This is a genomic window from Nocardiopsis mangrovi (genome assembly GCF_042653925.1).
Taxonomy (GTDB): domain Bacteria; phylum Actinomycetota; class Actinomycetes; order Streptosporangiales; family Streptosporangiaceae; genus Nocardiopsis_B; species Nocardiopsis_B mangrovi.
Window position 1 is genome coordinate 73,869 of record NZ_JBHSFQ010000020.1, and the last position, 19,837, is coordinate 93,705.

Genomic DNA, 19,837 nt, shown 5'->3' on the forward strand with positions numbered 1-19,837 from the left:
TACTCATGTATATAAGTAGTCTGAGGTAAGAGTGACGCACTCATGTACATGAGTCAAGCGATCCGGCGAGAAGACTCCGAGGCTTGCCTTCAGTCCGTCGCCGGTATGCGGTAGTCCAGGACGAATTGATCGGCGGCCATGATCGTGTCGCAGACTTCGACCACGCGGCCGGTGGTGGTCACGGCGTTGCGCGTCAGATGGATGACGGGTGACCCCGGGCTGAGGCCGAGCGCGGTCGCCTCTTGCTTGGTCGCGAGGCGAGCCCGCACCGTCTCGGTGTACTCCAGGAACTCGTGACCGTGCTCCTCGAGCCTGGCATAGATGCCACCGCCACCGGGGTTCTCTTCGAATAGCTCGGGGATGTCGCGTACGACGTCCCATGGCAGGTAGGAGGTGGCTTCCTCTGTGGCCACCCCGTCACTGAAGTACAGGCGCCGACGAGCGAGTACCTTGGCGCCTTCCGCAACGGCCAGCCGTTCGGCGATCTCGGCCGGAGCGGCCACCGGCCCAACGGACAGTACATTGACCGTCGCCTTGACCCCGGCTTGCTCGGTCTCGGCGATGTAAGCGGCCTTGCCCGCCTTGCGGTGCGAGCGCCGGAACCGGTCCGAAGACTTGCGGGTGACCGGCGGACGGGACGTCACGAACGAGCCCTTGCCCTGGTACGTCTTCACCAGTCCGATGGTGCGAAGCTCGGCGACCGCCTTGCGGACCGTGCCCGACGAGACTCCGTAGCGTGCCATGAGCGTCGCTTCGCTCGGAATCTCTTCGGCAGGGCCGAGGCGCCCGTCCTTGATCTGCGCTTCGATATCGTCAGCGATCTGGAGGTACATGGGCTTCGCCGACTTCGCCCCTGCTGTGCTCGCCATGGTCCTTCAGTTCCTCCTATGCTCCTGTACATGAGTAACAGCACCGGCGACGGCCAGTCAACGCCGCTGCACTCGGTATCCGTTGCCGGAGCAGTCGTGCGGGAAGATGGCCGGCTACTGGCGATCCGCCGCAGGGACAACGGAACGTGGGAGTTGCCCGGGGGCGTCTTGGAGATCACCGAGGCACCGGAGGACGGCGTGATCCGGGAAGTCTGGGAAGAGACCGGCGTCCGCGTCGAGGTGGACGAACTCACCGGCGTCTACAAGAACACGTCACGCGGCATCGTCGCACTGGTCTTCCGCTGCAAGCCTTCCGGCGGCATTGAGCGCCCATCTTCGGAGTCGACCGCCGTCACATGGCTCACCCCGGAGGAGGTCGCCGAGCGCATGTCCGAGGTCTACGCCATCCGGCTCCTTGACGCTTTGGACGCCGACCGGCCACATGTCCGGACACACGACGGACGACGGCTGATCTGAGAACGCTGCCGAATTGGGCTGTATGGGATCAAGGCGACGGCGCTTCGCGCCGTCGCTCCCGGCGTGCCGACCGCCCCCAGTGCCGACACGGAACCTGGCGCGACACCGGACGTGCGTCGGTGCGGACCGATCGCGCCAGAACCCGCGCCGGTCCGTTACCGTGGTCGCCCGCCGCCGGGGCCGGGAGGACTGCCACCCACCGTGAGCGCGGAGGGCGCGCGTCATCTGTGGTCGCCCGACGGTGGCTGAGCAAAGCAGTGAGCGCGGTGTGGGGCCGACGCTGGACCTGCGACGACGGCGAACGTGCCCATGCACATTCGGTGCACATGGCAGCAGGAAGCGGCCGGGAACGATGGGAGGACGTAGGAGCATCCGCCCAGGTCACCGACCGCTTTCGTGGTCTACCGGCACCTCGTGATCATGGCTCGATGTAACGGGATCTCGTGGGTTCGAATCCCACACCCTCCGCCAGTGACGCCCCCCGGGGATGACCCGTGCCCCAAGTGGGCTCAGGCCGGGTCCTGCGGTGGGGTCATGATCTCTGCCAGGCGTCGCAGGACCGCGTGCTCCTCTCCCGGTGCGAGGGGGCGGGGGTCCACGGCGAAGACGCCCTCTGCCGCGCGGTGGCCGCGGACCACGATGGCGGGGTCGCCGGCTGCCAGCCGGGCCACCACGTCCTCGGCGCTGAGGCCCGTCGCGGCCGGATCGACCCTGATCTCGCAGCGGACGATCGCGCGGCCCGCCTCGTCGGGGACCACGGCCGCGCGCAGGCCCGGGATCGCGGCGACCCCGTCACGCAGCTCCTCCATGCGCGTCCGCTGATCGGCCGCCTGCGCCGGGCCGTCCGCGTCGTCCGATCGGCCGACCCCCGTGTACGCCTCCAGGGCGGCGACCAGGCCGGCGATGGTCTCCTTGCCGACCTTCATCGCCCGGGCCACGCCCTGGTACTGCATGCGGCACGCCGCCACGAGGTCGCTGCGGCCGCAGATGAAGCCCGACGCCGGGCCGCCAACCGCCTTGCCTCCGCTGTAGACGACCAGGTCGCCGCCTGCCGCCGCGTAGGCGCGCAGGTCCTCCTCCGCCGCGGCGTCGATGATGAGCGGCACCCCGTTGCGCCGGGCCACGGCGGCGAACTCGGCCAGGGGCGGCATCCCCTTCCGCACCGCATGGTGGGACTGCACGTAGAGCAGCGCCGCGGTACGCGCCCCGATCGCGCCCTCCAAGTGGTCGGCGGTCACCGTGTTGGCGCTGCCCACCACCACGGGGCGGCCGCCCCCGAGGCGCACCATCTGGGTGACCGGCGCGCCGAAGTGCACCGCGTGGCCCAGCGGCAGCACGATCTCGTCGGGCAGCCCGCCCGTGTCGGGCAGCCGTTCGACGGCCGGCAGCGAGGTGCCCGCGATGACCGCGGCCGCGCTGATGGCGATCCCCGCCGCCGCCCCGCTGGTGGGGCAGCCGGCCTCGGTGCCCGTGGCCGCGGCGATACGGCGCCCGGCCGCCGCCATCAGGTCGTCGATCCGCACGTGCGCGCCCGCCGCCTCCGCCATGGCGGCGCTCACGCGGGGGCTCGGCAGGCTGCCGCCGAGCGCGGTCATCATGCCGCTGGCGTTGATGACGGTGGCCACGCCGAGCCGCCGGTAGACGTCCTCTTGGTGGGTGGTGTCGGGCATGCGGGACCGCCTTCCTAGGACGAGAGGGGGAAGAAGACACCGATGGCCATGGCGCCGAGGATCGCGCCCCCGGTGAGCGGCTTGTGCCACAGGTAGAAGAGGAGTGCGCCGGCGGTCGCCCCGATACCGATGGGGATCGACGCGGTGGCCGCGGCGATGATGATCAGCGGGCCCAGGTAGCGGCCCGCGGAGTTGCCGGCGCCCATCATGATGCCCGCGCCGAACGTGGAGGGGACCGCGGAGGAGTTGACGGTGTAGCGGCGGATGAGGATCACGATGGTGCCGATGGCGGCCCCCGCCACCGCCCCCACGAGAAGGGACAGCCAGAAATTCTCCAGCGGGAGGGTGAAGCCGGCGCCCAGGATCATGGCCGGCAGGCCCACCCCGATACCGGTCTGGATCGACCCGCCGATGTCGAGGATCCCGACCATCGGCCCCTCGATGACGCGCGCCACGAGGAAGCCGGTGCCGAACGCCGCCGCCGCGCCGTAGCCGCCGCCCTCCATGCCCGCGCGCAGCAGCGCCACGACGGCGATGTCGTTGAAGATGCCCGTGCCGTAGACGTAGTAGAGGTGGGTCCCGGCGAAGACGCTGGCCGCCAGCGAGGCCACCAGCAGCGGGAACGTCCACTCCGCGTACCAGAACCCGGAAGGGGCGGCGTCGCCGCCGGCACCCGCGCCCTCCGGGGCGCCGTCCGTCGTACTCATCAGTCGATCTCCGATCCGAGTGCCGTGTGCAGGCCGGCCAGCCAGTCGGGGACGGGGAGCTCCATGTCCTGGAGGAGCTGGATGTCGATACCGCGGAAGAACGCGCTCAGGGTGAACAGCAGCACGACCGCGCCGGCCAGGACGCGCGTGACCCGGTTCCAGCCGCCGTCGTCGACGCCCTTGCCGACGAGGATGCCCAGCACGATCCCCGGCACCGCGTTGCCCATGACCACGTGGGCGAGGCCGCCGAGCACCGTCGCCCAGGCGCCGGTGCGGCGCCCGGCGTCCATGGCCGCCATCCAGAAGAGGATCGGCATCACCGGGTTGATGAGCCACTCCGACGCCGGCACCAGCACCTCCGCGGCCACGGTCTGCAGGCCCGCGGGAACCGCGCTGACCGTGGAGTTCAGGGCGGTCACCAGCACGGCGCCGACCACCGTGCCGCACAGTGCCATGCGCCGCGGGTTGTGCAGGGTCTCGGCGACGGTGCGCCGGCGCAGCAGGGTGATCGACGCCGCCCAGTGCGGGATGATCCGGTGGTCGACGTCGGCGGTCAGCGCGCCGGTGCCGACCGTCGACGCCCAGGAGTTGAAGACGAACCCGAACCCGAAGGAGAAGTGCGCGACCGAGTCGTTCTCGCACGCGTTCAGCTCGCCGAGGGTGCGGAACGCGCCCATCCCCTGGACCGCTGGGGCGTGGAACATGCGGGCGACACCGGCGCTGGCGCCGAAACCCGCGAGGGCGCCGATGACGACGGATTCGAGCAGGACGATGAGGAAATCGCTCACGGGGGGGACCGCTCCCATCTCTCGCGCTGAGGGGGTCAGCGCAGGTGCAGCAGGCGCTGGATCGGGGAGAGGCGTTCGTCGCGGAGGGCGAACTCGACGTCGTCGAGGGGGAAGGCGGTCACCTGCACGGTGACGCTCACGACGAGGGTGAAGTGGCTCCTGGTCCGGGGGAGGAACAGGCCGAGGAAGCGCTCCGTGCGCCGTTCCTCGGTGGCGCGCACCAGGGCGATGCCGCGGGGCTCGATGCGGACCGGCATGCCCGGCACCCGGTCGCGGACCTGGGCCTGCACCTGGGCCATGGCGGCGCCGAAGGCGCGCTCCCGGGTCGGGCCGGCCCCGCTGACCTCGACGGCCAGCTCCTCGGCGGCCATCAGGCGTCCCCGCCGTGCAGCAGCAGGTACTCGCGGGTGATGCGGTAGCCGAGGTCGTGCTGGTCGAGGAAGCCGAACCCGACGATCCGCTTGCCCGCGCGGATCGCGGTGACGCCCGCCTCGATCGTGCGCAGCCCGAACTCCACGTCGTAGCCGTACTTGACCTTGGCGGTGATGGCTCCGGCCCCTCCGCTACCGCAGAAGCTGATCCCCAGGTCGGCGCCCTCCCTGTTCATGATGTCGCCGATCTTCATGTCGGCGCCGGGGCCGGGGATGAGGATGGCCTCGCCGCCCGCCTCGGTCACCCCCGCCGCGACGTTGTGCCCATTGCCCAGCCGGTCGCCGATGACGACCTTGATCCTGCCGGTCCTGTCGGTCATTGCTCATCTCCACGAACTGCTCTTGGCGATCTGGAAGTGGATGGCGAAGAGGAGGACTTCGTCGTCGCCGGGGCCGGCGCGGCCGCTCGCCCGGGTGTGGCCGCGCAGGAGGCCGGCGACGGCGCCGCGCACGTCGTCGTCGATCTCGTCGAAGAGCGCGGCGCTGACGGACGGCAGCGGGGGCGCGCCGCGCAGGCGCCGGACGAACCCGGCCGAATGCGCCGCGAGGCCCATGGCCCGGCCCTCGTCGAACCTGGCGCCCAGCGTTTCGGCGGTGCGCTCCGCCGCGGCCAGGAACGTCCGCAATTCGGCGGCCTCGCCGGGGCCGAGCGCCATCTCCGCGCACACGCGCCGGGCCGCGTCAGCGAGCGGGTACATGCGCACCACCCCGCACCGCTCCCACCGGGCGCACGACCCGCGTGGCGCGCAGGCGCGCGCCCGTCGAGTCGGTGAACTCGCGGTCGGCCGCCTCCACCCGGAAGACCGTCAGGTCGGCGACCGCCCCGGCCCGCAGCGCGCCGAGGTCGGGGCGGCCCAGCACGCCGGCCGGGGCGCGGGTGACGGCCGCGACCACCTCGTGCAGGGTGTAGCCGATCGCGAGGAGCTTGCCCATGGTCTCGGCGAGGCTGTGCACCGGCCCGCCGGCGTTCTCCCGGTGCAGATCGGTGCTGACCGTGTCGGCCCGGAACCCCGCGGCCAGCGCCCGGCGCGCGACGTCGAAGGAGAAGCTCGCGCTCCCGTGTCCGACGTCGAAGCGGACCCCGCGCCGCCGGGCGTCGAGCACCGGGCCGGCCACGCGCCCCTCGCGGGTGAGGAGGCCGTCGCCCTTGCCGTGCAGGGCATGGGTGATGACGTCGCCGGGGCGGAGGTGGCGGGCGACGTCGCCGAGGGACGGCGGCGCCTGGCCGACATGGGCCATGATCGGCAGCCCGAGGTCGTCGGCGAGGGCGCGGCCGTGCAGCAGGGGTGCGATGCCCTGGTCGCCGACGACGGAGCGGCTCATGCGGACCTTGATCCCGCGGATCCCGGGGTGGGCGTCGAGCAGCGCGCGGAACCGGCCGGGGTCGGGGCGCAACGGGCAGGCGAGTTCGCTCAGGCCCTGGGACAGCCCGGCCGGCGCCAGGTTGAGCCAGCTCAGTACCCGGGTGGTGGCGGCGGTGACGACGCCGCGGTGGAACGCGGCGTGGGTGTCGAGCCCCGTGCTCCCGGCGTCGGCGACGGTGGTGACCCCCTGGCCGACGCCGATCGCATCGGCGTCGACCCCGAGGCCGGTGGCCGGGGCGTCGACATGGACGTGCAGGTCGATGAAGCCGGGGGAGACGTGGCAGCCGGCGGCGTCGACGACCGGGTGCCCGGTCGCGTCGAACGCCCCGGGAGCGTCGACCGCCGCGATCCGCGGACCGTCGACGAGGACGTCCATCGGGGCGTCGAGCCCGCCGCCGGGGTCGAGGACGTGGCCGCCGCGCACCACCAAGGGGCCGACCGGACGGGGCACCGGCATGACGGACCTCCAGGATGTTCCGTAGAATGAACCGGAATTCCGTAGAATGGACTACAAGGTAATTGAAGGGTGCGGCCTGGTCAATGAGTGCACTCACGCCGGACGGCGATGCCGATACGCCGCGGGGGGCCGCGGCCGACGCCCCGCCGGACGCCTCCCCGGCCGACTCCCCCGCCGATCCCCCGCCGGGCGCCACGGCCGGGAACTCCGTGGGCAAGACCGTCCGCGTCCTGGCGGCGCTGGGGCGGCTGGGCGGGTTCGGCAGGCTGACCGAGATCGCCGACGCCGCCGGGGTCCCCAAAGCGAGCACGCACCGCATCCTGGCGACACTGATCGCGGAGGGCTTCGTCACCTCCGACGGCTCCCGGCGCTACGGGCCCGGCACCGGGCTGCGCGCGCTCGCCGCCAACATCGCGGCCAACGAGCAGCACGGGATCGAGGCCGTCCTCCAGCGGCTCCAGGCACGGGTCGGCCACACCGTGCACCTGGCCGTGCTCAGCGGCGACCAGGCCACGATCACCTACGTGGCCGACGCGGGGCGCGTCTTCCAGATCGCCTGGCACGTCGGGACGCGCCTGCCGCTGCACGCCACCGCCCTCGGCAAGGCGATCCTGGCCCACCTCGACCCCCATGAGGCCGACGAGATCATCGTCCGCACCGGCCTGCCCGCGCTGACGGAGCACACGATCACCGACCCGCGGCGCCTGGGCGAGCACCTGGCCCGGGTGCGCGAACGCGGGTACGCGGCCGACAGCGGGGAGAGCGACGACGTGCTCTGCACGATCGCCGCCCCGGTGCTCTCGGCCGAGGGGCGCCCGCTCGGCGCGGTCTCGATCGCCGCCCTCGCGCCCCTCACCCCGCCCCGGGAACTGGAGGAGCTGGCCCCGGAGGTATGCGAGGCGGCCGGGGACGTGGCCCGGCGGTCGTGACCGCCGCCGGGCTCAGCGCGGCCAGGCGAACGCCTCGCCGACGGTGGCGGCGAGCTGGAGGTAGGCGTCGCGGGTGGCCGGCGAGAGGCGGTCGAGGTCGACCTCGGCCCCCTCCTCCAGGTGGGAGTCCCACGGGACCCGCACCACGGCGCGGCAGCGGCTGGCGAAATGCTGCTCCAGCCGGTCCAGGTCGACGCTGCTCTTGCCGTCGGTGCGCACCATCGAGAGCACGACCACCGCGCCCCGCACCAGGTAGCCGTACTGGTGCGCCTCCAGCCAGTCGAGCGTGGCGCTGGCGCTGCGGGCGCCGTCGACCGAGGCGGAGCTGACCAGGACCACCTGGTCGGCCAGGCCCAGCACGCCGCGCATCGCGGAGTGCAGCAGCCCGGTCCCGCAGTCGGTCAGGCAGATCGAGTAGTAGTGCTCCAGGATCCGCGAGACCTCGCGGTAGTCGGCCTCGCTGAACGCCTCGGACACCGCGGGGTCGCGGTCGGAGGCGAGGATCTCCAGCCGGGAGGCGGCCTGGGAGGTGAAGCCGCGGATGTCGGCGTATCTGGAGATCGTGGCCTTCTCGTTGAGGAGGTCGCGGATGGTGGCCGCGGTCTCCAGCCGCACCTTGTCCGACAGGGTGCCGCGGTCGGGGTTGGCGTCGACCGCCAGCACGCGGTCGCCGCGCAGGGACGCCAGGGTGGAGCCGAGCGCCACCGTGGTCGTGGTCTTGCCGACCCCGCCCTTGAGGCTGAGCACCGCCACCCGGTGGTGGCCGCCCGCCACGTGCGTGCTGGCCCGGGCGGTCAGCTCGCGGCGCCGGACATCGGCGGCGGACTCCCCCGGGTTGAACAGGCCGAACGTCGCGGAGTTGAGCGCCTTGCGCCAGCCCCGGTGGTTGGTCTGGCGCTTGGTGTTGCTGACCAGGGTCTCGGCGTTGAGCGCCTCGGAGGTCTCGGGTGCGCCCGGCGCGGCCTGCTGCTCCCCGGTGATGTGCACGCGGTACTGGAAGGGCTGGCCCGGCTGCGGCGGTCCGGCCGGGCCGGGGAGCGGGTGCTGGGGGGGCGGCATCGGCGGGCGGGCGGCCTCCTGCGGGGCGCCCGGGTACGCCTGGCGTCCCCACCCCGGCATGGGCTGGGAGGGGTGCTGCGCCGGCGGCTGGACGGCGGGCTGCGGACCGGTGAAGCGCGGCGGGGCGCCGTCGCCGGGCGGCGCCTGGTAGGGGCCGGGCCAGGACTGCGGCTGCGGGGGCTGCTGCTGTGGCGGCTGCGGCGGGGGAGCCGGGTAGCGGTCGGCGGCCGGCCGGTCCGGCGCGGCGGGCGGCTGCTGGGGGTACCACGCCTGCTGGGGCGCCGGGTGCCCCGGGTAGGACGGCGGCGCCTCGGGCGGGGGAGCGGGTGCCTGGTACGGGGACTCCTGGGCCGCGCCGCCGGGCGGGGGCGCGGCGTAGGGGGCGGAGTCGAGCGGCGGCAGCTGCTCGGGCTCGGGGATGTCGTCGTCGAACCGGCCCTCGGGTGCCGAGGGGGCGGGGCCCGCACCGTTGCCGAGGTAGGGCGCCGTGGCCTCGGGGCCGTAGTCGGCCGTAGGCACCGACGGCGGCACGGACGGGGGCACCGGCCACTGCGCGTGCTCGGCGCCGGGGGCGCCGGCGGACGGCGCCGACCACCGCTCGTCGGCCGGGGCGGGCGCGTCGTACGCGCCGGGATCGCCGTACCCGCCAGGTCCGCCGTGGGGCTCCTGCGGTGCCGCGCCGGCGGCGTCCTGGGAACCCAGCCGGACGGTGCGCGGCTCGTCGTCATCGTCGTCGTACTGCGCGAGCGGGGCCGGAGAAGCGGGCGGAGCCCAGGGGTCGGCCGGCGCAGCGGGCGGCTGGGCGGGGCTCGGCTGCTGGTCGGCGGGTTGGGGGTCGTAGCCGGGCACCGCGTAGGGCGGCGGGGGCGGGACGTCGCCCATCGCATAAGGTGGGGGCGGCGGGAAGCCGTCGTCGCCGAACCACTGGTCGACCGGAGACAGGTCGGGCTGCTGCCCGGAGGGAGCCTCGGGGTCGCCGTCCCACGGACGCGTACCGGCATGCTCCGAACCGTCGTGCTCTCTCTGTGCCAACGCGGTTCTCCTCAAAACGCTTGCTCAGGTTCGCGGATGCCCGATCACTGTGCGTGCACGATCCGCGCTGAGGACGAGGCCGGCAGACCAGCCCCCAGCGTCGCGATTATCTCGGCCTCCGTCAACAAAGATATGACCCCCGCGCAAAGACGGGCACCACCGACCGGCGGCGTTCCCGCAATACCCGCCGCGGCGGGTGCGGCCCCTGTCCCCGGGGGTAGCGTTCGCACCATGCACGCCATTGTGATCAGCGAACCCGGCCCCGCCGACGTCCTGTCCTGGAGCGAGGTCCCCGATCCGGTCCCCGGCCCCGGCGAGGTCCTCGTCGACGTCGCCGCGACCGCCGTCAACAGGGCCGACATCGCCCAGCGCGAGGGCACCTACCCGCCGCCGCCCGGCGCTCCGGAGTACCCCGGGCTGGAGTGCTCGGGCCGTATCGCCGCGCTGGGCCCCGGCGCGGAGGACAGCGGGTGGGCGGTCGGCGACGAGGTCTGCGCCCTGCTCAGCGGCGGCGGCTACGCCGAGCGCGTGGCCGTCCCCGTGGGCCAGCTCCTGCGCATCCCCTCGGGCGTCTCCCTCGTCGAGGCCGCCGCTCTGCCCGAGGCCGCCGCCACCGTGTGGTCCAACGTGTTCATGGTGGGCGGGCTCCGCTCCGGTGAGACCCTGCTCGTGCAGGGCGGGGGCAGCGGGATCGGCACCTTCGCCATCCAGCTCGCGCACGCGCGCGGCAGCCGCGTGATCGTCACGGCCGGCAGCCCCGAGAAGCTGGAGCGCTGCCGGGAGCTGGGCGCCGACGTCGGGATCGACTACCGCCGCGAGGACTTCACCGCCCGGGTGAAGGAGGAGACGGGCGGCGCGGGCGCCGACGTCATCCTCGACATCATGGGCGGTTCCCACCTGGAGCCCAATGTGCGCTCGCTGGCCGTGGGCGGTCGGTTGACGATCATCGGGCTGATGGGCGGGCGCAAGGCCGAGCTCGACCTCGGCCGGATGCTCGTCAAGCGGCTGTCCGTGCACGCCACGACGCTGCGGTCGCGTCCGCTCGCCGAAAAGGCGGCGATCGTCGCCGGTGTGGCCGAGCACGTGTGGCCGCTCGTGGATGAGGGCGCGATCCGGCCTATCGTGGACCAGACGATCTCTTTGCCGCGCGCTGCCGAAGCGCACCGCATCATTGAGTCGAGTACGCACGTCGGCAAGATCGTGCTCTCCGTCTGACAACGCCGGGATACCGCGACACCTCAAGGTGAGGGTTTGATGAGCAACGGACCGAACGAAGAAGAGCAGCCGCACGTCCTGATCGTGGGCCCCGGCGGCTCCGTGGGCGCCGGGCAGGGCGAGGAAGGCGACGAGGAGAACGGCGAGCGCCCGCTCAGTGAGATGGTGGAGCAGCCCGCCAAGGTGATGCGGATCGGCAGCATGATCCGCCAGCTCCTGGAGGAGGTGAAGGCGGCTCCCCTCGACGAGGCCAGCCGCGCCCGGCTCAAGGAGATCCACACCAACTCCATCAAGGAGCTGGAGGACGGCCTGGCCCCGGAGCTGACCGAGGAACTGGAGCGGCTGACCCTGCCCTTCACCGAGGGCGGCACCCCCAGCGACGCCGAGCTGCGGATCGCCCAGGCGCAGCTGGTGGGCTGGCTGGAGGGGCTGTTCCACGGCATCCAGACCACCCTGTTCGCCCAGCAGATGGCCGCGCGTGCGCAGCTGGAGAACATGCGCAAGGCGCTGCCGCCCGGGCTGGGCAACGGCGGCGACCAGGACCAGGAGCGCTCAGGGTCGGGCCCCTACCTGTAGGGCCCGGGCACGGACACGGCCGGAGCGGAACGAGGTCGTTCCGCTCCGGCCGTGCCGTCCGGTGCCGGGCCCGGTCTAGGACTTCACCGGCTCCAAGACCTCGCGCCCCACGAACGGCCGCAGCGCCTCGGGCACCACGACCGAGCCGTCGGCCCGCTGGTGGTTCTCCAGCAGGGCGACGATCCATCGGGTGGTGGCCAGCGTGCCGTTGAGCGTGGCCGCGAAGCGCGGCTTGCCGTCCTCGCCGCGGTAGCGGATGTTCAGCCGCCGCGCCTGGAAGTCGGTGCAGTTGGAGGTGGAGGTCAGCTCGCGGTAGCGGCCCTGGGTGGGCACCCACGCCTCGCAGTCGTACTTGCGCGCGGCGCTCGCGCCGAGGTCGCCCCCCGCCACGTCGATCACCCGGTAGGGCAGCTCCAGCCGGTCGAGCATCTCGCGCTCCCACGCCAGCAGCCGCAGGTGCTCCTCGTGCGCGTCCTCGGGCCGGGTGTAGACGAACATCTCGACCTTGTTGAACTGGTGCACGCGGATGATCCCGCGGGTGTCCTTGCCGTAGGAGCCGGCCTCGCGGCGGAAGCACGTGGACCAGCCCGCGTAGCGGTTCGGCAGCGCGTCGGCCGGCAGGATCTCGCCCGCGTGGTACCCGGCCAGCGGGACCTCGGACGTGCCCACCAGGTAGAGGTCGTCGGCGGGCAGGCGGTACACCTCGTCGGCGTGGGCGCCGAGGAACCCGGTGCCCTCCATGGTCTCGGGCTTGACCAGGACCGGCGGGACCATCGGGGTGAACCCGTTGGCCGCGGCCTGCTGCATCGCCATGTTGAGCAGCCCGAGTTCGAGCATGGCGCCGACACCGGTGAGGAAGTAGAAGCGGGCGCCGGAGACCTTGGCGCCGCGCTCGGTGTCGATGGCGCCGAGCATCTCGCCCAACTCCAGGTGGTCGCGCGGGGTGAAGTCGAACTCCCGCGGGGTGCCCACGCTGTCGAGGACGGTGAAGTCGTCGACGCCGCCTTCGGGCGCGCCCTCCTCGACGAGGTTGGCCACCCCGGACAGGGCGGAGTCGAGTTCGGCCCCCAGGCGGTCGGCCTCGGCCTCGGCCCCCTTGACGTCGGCGGCCAGGCTCTTGGCCGCGGCCAGCAGCTCTTCGCGCTCACCGGGGGACGCCGCGGAGACGGACTTGCCGACGCTCTTCTGCTCGGCGCGCAGCGACTCGAAGCGCGACAGGGCCGAGCGGCGGCGGGAGTCGAGGTCGAGCAGGAGGTCGGCGATGGAGTCGTCTTCACCGCGGGCCCGCTGCGAGGCGCGGAGTCGGTCGGGGTCGTCTCGGAGAGCTCGGAGGTCGATCACGTGAGCAGGTTACCGGGCCCGGGCCGACGCCACACACCGGTTTCGGCGCGCGGCACGCGGCGCGCGGATCAGGCGATCTCGCCCCGGCGGATGCGTTCGAGCCACAGCGCGGCCTCGTGGAAGTCGGCGTTGGTGGTGCCGCGCGACGGCATGAAGGGGGTGAACTCGGTGTCGGCGCCCGCCCGCGGGTAGCTGCCCAGGAACCGGACGTCCTTGCAGATGCGGCGCAGGCCCATCAGCGCCTCGCCCACGCGGGCGTCGGCGACGTGGCCCACGGCGTCGAGGCAGAAGCAGTAGCGGCCCAGGCCGTCGCCGGTCGGCCGGGACTCCAGCCGGACCAGGTTGACCCCGCGCACGGCGAACTGGTTGAGCAGTTCCACCAGCGCGCCGGGGTGGTCGTCGCTGAGGAACGCCACCAGGGAGGTGCGGTCGGCACCGGTGGGCGCGGGCAGCGGGCCGGGGCGGACCATGCGGATGAAGCGCGTGGCGGCATCGGGGCGGTCGCCGATGCCCTCGACCAGGGCGGTGAGCCCGTAGCGCTCGCCGGCGATGGGCGCGGCGATCGCGGCGTCGTAGGGCGCCCCCGGCTCGGCGACCGCTTGGGCGGCGGCCGCGGTGGAGGACACGGTGAACGTCTCGGCGTCGCCGAGGTGGCGGGCCACCCAGCCGCGGCACTGCGCCAGCGCGTGGGGGTGGGTGGCGACGCGCTTGATGTCGGACAGGCCGGTGCCCTCGCGGACGAAGAGCGTGAACTGCACCGGGACCGCGACCTCGGCGTCGATGAGGAGGGGCTCGCCGGCGATCAGCTCGGCGATGGTGGCCGGCACCCCGCCCTCGACGGAGTTCTCCAGCGGCACCACGCCGCCCTCGACCTCGCCCGCGCGGACCGCGGCGAACACCGCGTCGACCCCGTTGCACGCGACCAGCGACGCGGCCGGCGCGCCGGGCTCCAGGGAGCGGAGGGCGGCCTCGGTGAAGGTGCCCTCGGGGCCGAGATAGGCGTAACGGTTCGGCATACCCAGCAGGCTATCCGCTGATCGCCCGGCCGGCGTCCACCCCCGCGCGGCGCGCGGCGCGCCGCGGGCCCGGGTCAGGCGCTCTCGGTGACCTCGCCCCGCCGCGGCTCGGGGGGTTCGCCGCCCAGCGGGCGCACCGGCGGCTCGCCGCTCTCGGGGTCGGCGGCCCCCGCATGCCCGGTGCGCGTGCCCATGTCGCCCGGCCCCTGGCCGAGCCGGGCCGCCCGCATGGCGCGGTACTCCTCGGGCGAGAGCGCTTCGTAGGCGCGCCCGGCCTCGATGATCTTGGCGTAGGTGCGGGACTCCGAACGCCCGTTGATGGAGGTGACCACGACGCCGTCGCCGGCCGAGTTGAGCATGGCCAGGGAGAACGACCGCGCCCCGCCCATCTCCTCCAGGGCGTCGTAGCGGACCACGGCGACGTCGCGGATCGCCCGGACGTCGAACCCGCTGGTGTCGGGGAGCATGCGCTGGATGAGTTCGCGGCAGTCGTCGATCGCCTGCCGGGTCCGCAGCAGCGCGTAGCCGCCCAGGGCCACCCCGCTCACACCGGTCAGCACGCCGAGCACGGCCAGAAATATAGTCAACACAAGAAGCGAGACTAATCGCTACCGTTCGCTTTCGTTGTACTACTCAGCGTGTTTCTTGGGCCTGCTTTGCACGATTTTCCGGGATACGGACCTGGCCGTGGTACGCGCATTGTCCCGGAGGGCGCGCAGGCGCCGGGCCAGGGCCGGGCGCAGCTCGCGTGCCGCCAGCGCGCGGCCGACGTCGGCGAACTGCCGCGCCCGGTGCAGTTGGGCGCGCAGGTCGGTGCCGGTGGCGCGGTGGTCGAGCGGCACCTCGACCTCGACCACCCGGAAGCCGCGGTGCAGGACGTCGATGGTCAGGCCGGTCTCGACCCCGAATCCCGGGGCGAGCGGGCGCGCGGTCTCGAAGGCCGCGCGGGTGATGCAGCGCTGGCCGTTGAGCGGCTGCTCGGGTTCCCAGCCCGTCGTGCGGCGGATGCCGTCGCGCGCGAGCCGCACGACGAAGCCGTGCCCGCCCAGGCGCATGCGGGTCGCCGGGAAGAGGGCGATGGCCATGTCGGCCTCCCCGGCGCGCACGGGGTCGATCAGCGGGGCCGCCCCCGATGCCGACACGCCGAGGTCGGCGTCGAGGAACAGCAGATGGCGTGGTGGGACCGCGGCTTCCGGGGCCGTTGCGGCCTCGTGCTCCTCGATGAGGCGGACGCCTTCGGCGCCGGTCTCCATCGCGGTGCCCTTGCCGCGGTTGCGGGCGTGGCGCAGGACGCGGGCGCCGGCCTCGGCGGCGATATCGGCGGTGCGGTCGGCGGATCCGTCGTCGACGACGAGGACGAGGTCGACACCGGGCAGTCCCCGCGCGGCGGCGACGGTCGCGGACACGCGGTCCTGCTCGTCCTTTGCCGCGATGACGACCGCGACGCGCGCGGCGGCGCCGCCGGACATCAGCCGGACGCGTTCGTGCCGGCCGCCATGGGGAGGTCGTCGGTCGAGTCGCGGATGGTGAAGACGGTGTCGAGCCCGGTGACTTCCAGGATCTTGCGGACCGCGGGCTTGGGCGCGACCAGTTCGAGGTCGCCGTTCTCGGCCCGCACGCGCTTCATGGCCGAGAGCAGCACGCTCATGCCGGTGGAATCGCAGAATTCCACCCGCGACATGTCGACGATGAGGCGGCGCGCGCCGTCGTCGACCGCGTTGACGAGCCCGCTCTGTAGCTGCGGTGCGGTATAGAGGTCGATCTCGCCGCGCACGGTGACCACCGCGTAATCGGCATGAGATCGACTTGAGATCTTCAGCTCCACAGTCGTGACTGTAGCGGTCACGGGGTCGGCTGGCCACCTCGTCAACGGTGTTTCGCGATATCGATGGCGATGCGACGATTAGAAACCGCCGAACCGGGGAACCTCGGGCCGCCCGGCGGCGTACGGGCTCAGGCCCCGGCGGCCGGGCTCCGGCCCGACACCGCCGCGAACGCCTGCGGCTCGACCGGGCCCGCCGCCTCCCCGCCGACGACGACCTCCAGCACCGCCCACACGGTGGTGACCCGGTCGTCGACCTCGGTCCCCCACTTCGCGGCGATGTGCTGGACGATGCCCAGCCCGCGGCCGCCCAGAGCGGACAGCGACGGCCGCGCGATACGCGGCAGGGTCTCGGCGCCGCCGTCGCGCACCGATATCTCCAGCCATCCGCTCCCGGCGCCGCCGGCATCGCGGCCGACCTCCCAGGAGACCTGCACCGATCCGGGTGGGAACGGTTCGGGCAGGGGAGCCGCATGGCGGAGGGCGTTGCTCAGCAGTTCGCTCAGGACCAGTGCGGCGTCGTTGACCTTGGTCGCGTCGAGATTGCAGGCGCGCAGGTCGGTACAGAGATGCCGGCGAGCGCTGGTCACGCTCGACGGCGCGTGCGGCAGCAGTACAGCCCTCGGCACGTCCGATCTCCTCCTTCCTCGGCGCGATGTCGCCCCGTGACACCGCCCTTGACCTCGATGTCGACCCGTATTCTCCGGGCCGGGCAACGGCAAAGTCCTGGTGTGCGACCCCGCCAGGGCCGAAATGCCCCGTTCGGTCCCTCTGGAAACACCGGATGACCACAGAACTGCGGCGTTGTGCCTAATCAGCCTTATTGTCCGGAGCCACCGCGTCCGAATCCGGCCGTGCACCAGGGGAATCCGTCATGTGAACGTCAGCCCTGTGTAACGTGAATCTCATCCGCGTCCCGCACAGGTCTCCGGGGTGCGCCGTGACCTCGCCGCCCTGGGCGCGCGCAAGGCGCCGCACGATGTAGAGCCCCAGCCCGATCCCGCCGAACCTGCGGCGGTCGCCGGCCTCCCCCTGCACGAACCGCCCGAAGATCCGCTCCTCGTCGCCGGCCGGGATCCCGATCCCCTCGTCCTCGACCGTCACCACGACCAGTTCGGCGTCGCCGACCGCGCGCACCACGATGCGCCCGCCCTCGGGTGAGTACTTGAACGCGTTCTCCAGCAGCTGGCCGATGACGACATCGGTGGCCACCGGGTCCCCGATCACCGGCGGAAGGGCGTCGGCCACCTCCAGCAGCAGCGTGTGCCGCGGGGAGAACGGCCGGAACACCGCCGCGGTGTCGTGCAGCAGCCGGTCGAGATCGAAGGGGCGGTTGCCGGTCGTGAACTCCGCGCCGACCGCGTCGGAGCCCAGCAAAAGGTTTTCCACCAGGTGCGCCAACGTGGCCGAGCGCTCCGCGATGGTCGCGATCGCCGCCTTGCGCGCGCCCTCGTCCAGCTGGTCCCAGCGCTGCACCAGCGTCGTGGCGAACCCCTGGACGACCGTGATCGGCGTGCGCAGCTCGTGCCCGGCGGTCGCCAGGAAGAGGTCCTTCTCCTCCTCCAGCGCCTTGGCCTCGCTGATGTCGCGGAAGTCGACGACACGCTCGCCGGTCTCGGGGATGTCGGTGATGAGGACCTCCAGCCACCGGCCCCCTTCGAGCCGGTGGCGGATGTTCTCCCCCTGCCGCGCGGGCAGCGGGAAAGGCGGCGGGCGCCCCACGACCTCGGCGATGGAGTACCCGGTCAGCTCCGCCGCCGACCGGTTCCACTTGCGCACCCGGCCGTTGCGTCCCAGCACCGCGATGCCGTCGGCGCTGGAGTCGACGACGGCGTGCTCGTGCGCGCGCTGGCGGACGATCTCCTGGTAGGCCATGGAGTTGCCGATGGCCACCCCCGCGTGCGCGGCCAGCAGCTCCAGCAATTCCAGCTCGACATGGCCCACCCTGCGTCTGCTGTAGAGGGCGTAGAGCGCCCCGTAGGGGCGGCCCTGCACGTTGGAGACGCCCAGCGCGATGGTGTGCAGCCCGTCGAGATCGGCCCAGATGAGGTCGTCGAGACTGCGGGTGTCGTCGGTGGCCAGCAGCACGGTCTTGCCGCTGCGCAGCAGCTCGCCGAAGAGGCTGGAGTCCAGGGGCGCGCTGAAACCGCGCAGGTGGTCCGAGAGCCGGGTGAGGCTGACCAGGCGCAGGCGGTCGTCCTCGATGAGGACGAACCCGCCGGCGTCGGCGCCGGTCAGCTCGGTCAGGCTGTGGGCGATCCGGTCCAGGACCGCGCCCAGGTCGAGGTCGGCGTTGATGTCGGCGACGACGTCGGTCAGCCGCCGCACGAGCCGCGCCCGCTCCGTCATGTGCGACCGCACCGACCCGGCGTCCTCGTAGGGGTGGTGGACCGCGACCCATCCGGCCACCGCGCCGTCGCGGCCCGGCAGGCAGCTGGTGTCGACCCGGACGTCGACGAGCGAACCGTCGCGGTGCAGCCTGCGGGTGACGATCGACAGCGGGCCCCCGGCCCGCACGCGCTCCAGGACGGCGTGGTGCTCCGCGGTCAGCTCATCGGGGACGATCGGCGTGGTCGCGCCCACCACCTCCGCGGCGGTCCAGCCGAACATCCGCTCGGCCGCCGGGTTCCACTGCACGATCCGCAGCTCGGCGTCCATGGCCACGATGGCGTCGGCCGAGTACGCGAGGACGGCTTCGGCGCTGAGGTGTGCACGGTCGGGGGCCACGTCGACATAGTGCCACCCGCGCGCGGCCCGGCGGCCGGCCTTTGCGGAAAAGCGGGATGCGCGGGCGGGCGACCGCCGCGCACCCCGCGCGGGTCTCACACGACCTGCGGCGGGGCCCCGTTCTCGCTCGTCATGTCGCGCCCCGAGAGCGCCCACGCCTGCATGCCGCCCGCGATGTTGGCCGCGCGCCAGCCGGCGTCGTTGAGCGCCTGCACCGCCTGGGCGGAGCGTCCGCCCACCCGGCAGAGGACATAGACCTGGCGGTCGCGGGGCACCTCGGCCGCGCGCTGCGCCAGTTCGCCGAGCGGGATGTGCACGGCGTGCGGAGCGTGCCCGGCCCGCCACTCGTCGGACTCACGCACGTCGAGCAGGAAGCCGTCGACCGGAACCGTGCTGACCTCGACGACCGGCACATTGTCTCCGAACATCCACACACTCCTCGGATGGCTTTGCGTATCCACGGAACAACGGGATGGAACCGGGATGGAACCGCGGCCACCGCCCCCGCGTCGAACAGGGTATGCGCAAGGACGACCGATCGACCGCGCTGGTCCGACTCGCCTCACTCGCGGCCCTGGGGTTCCTGGCCGCGGGGTGTGGCGGCACCACCGCGGTATCGACACCAGAGGACGAACCGACCCCTGCCCCGGAAACCGAACTGACCATCACGGTGTCCACGGCCGAGGACGGCGCCGCCGGCGCCCCTTCCGCGAGCCCGTCGGACCCGCCGTCCGGCGCGCCCGCTGAGGAGTGGACGCTGACCTGCTCGCCGGCCGGCGGCGACCACCCCGATCCCGAGACCGCCTGCGCCGACCTGGAACAGGCGGGGGCCGAGCCGCTCGCCGAGGTGCCCGCCGACCAGATGTGCACCCAGATCTTCGGCGGCCCGGAGGTCGCGGCCGTGTCCGGCCATGTCGGCGACGCGGAGGTCGACACCGAGTTCACCAAGAGCGGCAGCTGTGAGATCGAACGCTACGAGGACATGGGCGCGGTCCTGACCCCATGAGCAGGGCGCCGGCCCGCCCGGTCCCGCTCCATGGGAGAAGAGCGGGAACGACGAAGGTCCTGGCTCCGTGGGGTAACCTCAGGGAACCAGGACCTTCTACCGCATGTGTGCGATCCGATTCGCACCGGATGCGCTGTGTGGGCGAGGAGGGATTTGAACCCTCACATCCTTTCGGACACACGGACCTGAACCGTGCGCGTCTACCGTTCCGCCACCCGCCCGAGTGACATATACATGGATGTGTCGACCAGGCCCGATGGTCCGGTTTCCGGCCGTTCGCCTGGCGACAGAAGTAAGGCTAGCACGGTCACAACACCGGTCGCGCACCCTTTTCCTCCCGTCCCCGCGCTC

General features: G+C 72.8%; 22 protein-coding genes and 1 tRNA gene. 5 read left to right on the forward strand and 18 right to left on the reverse strand.

Annotation, left to right across the window (positions count from 1 at the left end; genetic code table 11):
* Window positions 1-89: 89 nt before the first annotated feature.
* Window positions 90-869 carry a GntR family transcriptional regulator gene (locus ACFO4E_RS19545; protein ID WP_378576847.1) on the reverse strand — a complete coding sequence of 260 codons (780 nt, stop codon included), beginning with the start codon at window positions 867-869 and terminating at the stop codon, window positions 90-92.
* A 30-nt stretch (window positions 870-899) separates the two neighbouring features.
* Between ACFO4E_RS19545 and ACFO4E_RS19550 the strand changes: the two genes are divergently transcribed.
* On the forward strand, window positions 900-1,346 hold the full coding sequence (locus tag ACFO4E_RS19550) for an NUDIX hydrolase (protein ID WP_378576849.1): 447 nt from the start codon (window positions 900-902) through the stop codon (window positions 1,344-1,346).
* Between the two features lie 509 nt (window positions 1,347-1,855).
* Here the strand turns inward: ACFO4E_RS19550 and ACFO4E_RS19555 are convergent.
* The 7 genes from ACFO4E_RS19555 to ACFO4E_RS19585 are packed head-to-tail and all read right to left on the reverse strand — an operon-like array spanning window position 1,856 to window position 6,763.
* Window positions 1,856-3,016, reverse strand: a complete 1,161-nt coding sequence (locus ACFO4E_RS19555; RefSeq protein ID WP_378576851.1) for a DgaE family pyridoxal phosphate-dependent ammonia lyase — start codon at window positions 3,014-3,016, stop codon at window positions 1,856-1,858.
* A 14-nt stretch (window positions 3,017-3,030) separates the two neighbouring features.
* Entirely contained in the window at window positions 3,031-3,723 is a 693-nt protein-coding gene (locus ACFO4E_RS19560; protein ID WP_378576853.1) for a DUF4310 family protein, read from the reverse strand.
* Entirely contained in the window at window positions 3,723-4,511 is a 789-nt protein-coding gene (locus tag ACFO4E_RS19565) for a DUF4311 domain-containing protein (RefSeq protein WP_378576855.1), read from the reverse strand. The genes ACFO4E_RS19560 and ACFO4E_RS19565 overlap by 1 nt, the downstream gene beginning before the upstream one ends.
* 35 nt (window positions 4,512-4,546) lie before the next feature.
* Complete coding sequence (locus ACFO4E_RS19570) at window positions 4,547-4,882, reverse strand: DUF4312 family protein (protein ID WP_378576857.1); 336 nt, start codon at window positions 4,880-4,882, stop codon at window positions 4,547-4,549.
* Complete coding sequence (locus tag ACFO4E_RS19575; RefSeq protein WP_378576859.1) at window positions 4,882-5,262, reverse strand: SFCGS family glycine-rich protein; 381 nt, start codon at window positions 5,260-5,262, stop codon at window positions 4,882-4,884. Before ACFO4E_RS19575 ends, ACFO4E_RS19570 begins: the two co-directional genes overlap by 1 nt.
* Before the next feature lie 3 nt (window positions 5,263-5,265).
* A complete protein-coding gene (locus ACFO4E_RS19580; protein ID WP_378576861.1) occupies window positions 5,266-5,640 on the reverse strand; it encodes a hypothetical protein in 375 nt (124 codons plus the stop codon).
* A complete protein-coding gene (locus ACFO4E_RS19585) occupies window positions 5,624-6,763 on the reverse strand; it encodes an amidohydrolase/deacetylase family metallohydrolase (RefSeq protein ID WP_378576863.1) in 1,140 nt (379 codons plus the stop codon). Before ACFO4E_RS19585 ends, ACFO4E_RS19580 begins: the two co-directional genes overlap by 17 nt.
* Window positions 6,764-6,846: 83 nt before the next feature.
* On the opposite strand from ACFO4E_RS19585, the gene ACFO4E_RS19590 reads away from it, so the two are divergent.
* Window positions 6,847-7,692 (forward strand): IclR family transcriptional regulator, encoded by an 846-nt coding sequence (locus ACFO4E_RS19590; RefSeq protein ID WP_378576865.1) that lies wholly within the window; start codon window positions 6,847-6,849, stop codon window positions 7,690-7,692.
* A 12-nt stretch (window positions 7,693-7,704) separates the two neighbouring features.
* Here the strand turns inward: ACFO4E_RS19590 and ACFO4E_RS19595 are convergent, their stop codons facing one another.
* Window positions 7,705-9,783 carry a nucleotide-binding protein gene (locus ACFO4E_RS19595; RefSeq protein ID WP_417618673.1) on the reverse strand — a complete coding sequence of 693 codons (2,079 nt, stop codon included), beginning with the start codon at window positions 9,781-9,783 and terminating at the stop codon, window positions 7,705-7,707.
* 231 nt (window positions 9,784-10,014) lie between these two features.
* Between ACFO4E_RS19595 and ACFO4E_RS19600 the strand changes: the two genes are divergently transcribed.
* On the forward strand, window positions 10,015-10,998 hold the full coding sequence (locus ACFO4E_RS19600) for an NAD(P)H-quinone oxidoreductase (protein WP_378576867.1): 984 nt from the start codon (window positions 10,015-10,017) through the stop codon (window positions 10,996-10,998).
* Window positions 10,999-11,037: 39 nt separating this feature from the next.
* Window positions 11,038-11,574 (forward strand): bacterial proteasome activator family protein, encoded by a 537-nt coding sequence (locus ACFO4E_RS19605; protein ID WP_378576869.1) that lies wholly within the window; start codon window positions 11,038-11,040, stop codon window positions 11,572-11,574.
* A gap of 75 nt (window positions 11,575-11,649) precedes the next feature.
* Here the strand turns inward: ACFO4E_RS19605 and serS are convergent, their stop codons facing one another.
* The 8 genes from serS to ACFO4E_RS19645 all read right to left on the reverse strand — a co-directional run bounded on the left by serS (window position 11,650) and on the right by ACFO4E_RS19645 (window position 18,908).
* Entirely contained in the window at window positions 11,650-12,915 is a 1,266-nt protein-coding gene (gene serS / locus ACFO4E_RS19610) for a serine--tRNA ligase (RefSeq protein ID WP_378576871.1), read from the reverse strand.
* A 68-nt stretch (window positions 12,916-12,983) separates the two neighbouring features.
* Window positions 12,984-13,931 carry a prephenate dehydratase gene (gene pheA, locus ACFO4E_RS19615; protein WP_378576873.1) on the reverse strand — a complete coding sequence of 316 codons (948 nt, stop codon included), beginning with the start codon at window positions 13,929-13,931 and terminating at the stop codon, window positions 12,984-12,986.
* A gap of 74 nt (window positions 13,932-14,005) precedes the next feature.
* Window positions 14,006-14,500 (reverse strand): DUF4446 family protein, encoded by a 495-nt coding sequence (locus ACFO4E_RS19620; protein ID WP_378576875.1) that lies wholly within the window; start codon window positions 14,498-14,500, stop codon window positions 14,006-14,008.
* A 60-nt stretch (window positions 14,501-14,560) separates the two neighbouring features.
* Window positions 14,561-15,400: a glycosyltransferase family 2 protein gene (locus tag ACFO4E_RS19625; RefSeq protein WP_378576877.1), complete on the reverse strand. Its 840-nt coding sequence runs from the start codon at window positions 15,398-15,400 to the stop codon at window positions 14,561-14,563.
* The gene (locus ACFO4E_RS19630; protein ID WP_378576879.1) at window positions 15,400-15,756 is read right to left on the reverse strand and encodes an STAS domain-containing protein; all 357 of its coding nucleotides are present in this window, start codon (window positions 15,754-15,756) and stop codon (window positions 15,400-15,402) included. The genes ACFO4E_RS19625 and ACFO4E_RS19630 overlap by 1 nt, the downstream gene beginning before the upstream one ends.
* A gap of 128 nt (window positions 15,757-15,884) precedes the next feature.
* Window positions 15,885-16,382 (reverse strand): ATP-binding protein, encoded by a 498-nt coding sequence (locus ACFO4E_RS19635; RefSeq protein ID WP_378576881.1) that lies wholly within the window; start codon window positions 16,380-16,382, stop codon window positions 15,885-15,887.
* A 181-nt stretch (window positions 16,383-16,563) separates the two neighbouring features.
* Entirely contained in the window at window positions 16,564-18,480 is a 1,917-nt protein-coding gene (locus tag ACFO4E_RS19640; RefSeq protein ID WP_378576883.1) for a PAS domain S-box protein, read from the reverse strand.
* A 95-nt stretch (window positions 18,481-18,575) separates the two neighbouring features.
* Window positions 18,576-18,908, reverse strand: a complete 333-nt coding sequence (locus ACFO4E_RS19645) for a rhodanese-like domain-containing protein (RefSeq protein ID WP_378576885.1) — start codon at window positions 18,906-18,908, stop codon at window positions 18,576-18,578.
* A gap of 92 nt (window positions 18,909-19,000) precedes the next feature.
* Here ACFO4E_RS19645 and ACFO4E_RS19650 point away from each other — a divergent pair, with 92 nt between their 5' ends.
* Complete coding sequence (locus tag ACFO4E_RS19650; RefSeq protein WP_378576938.1) at window positions 19,001-19,486, forward strand: SSI family serine proteinase inhibitor; 486 nt, start codon at window positions 19,001-19,003, stop codon at window positions 19,484-19,486.
* Window positions 19,487-19,624: 138 nt separating this feature from the next.
* Here ACFO4E_RS19650 and ACFO4E_RS19655 read toward each other — a convergent pair.
* Window positions 19,625-19,707 (reverse strand) — tRNA-Leu (locus tag ACFO4E_RS19655).
* Window positions 19,708-19,837: the final 130 nt, after the last annotated feature.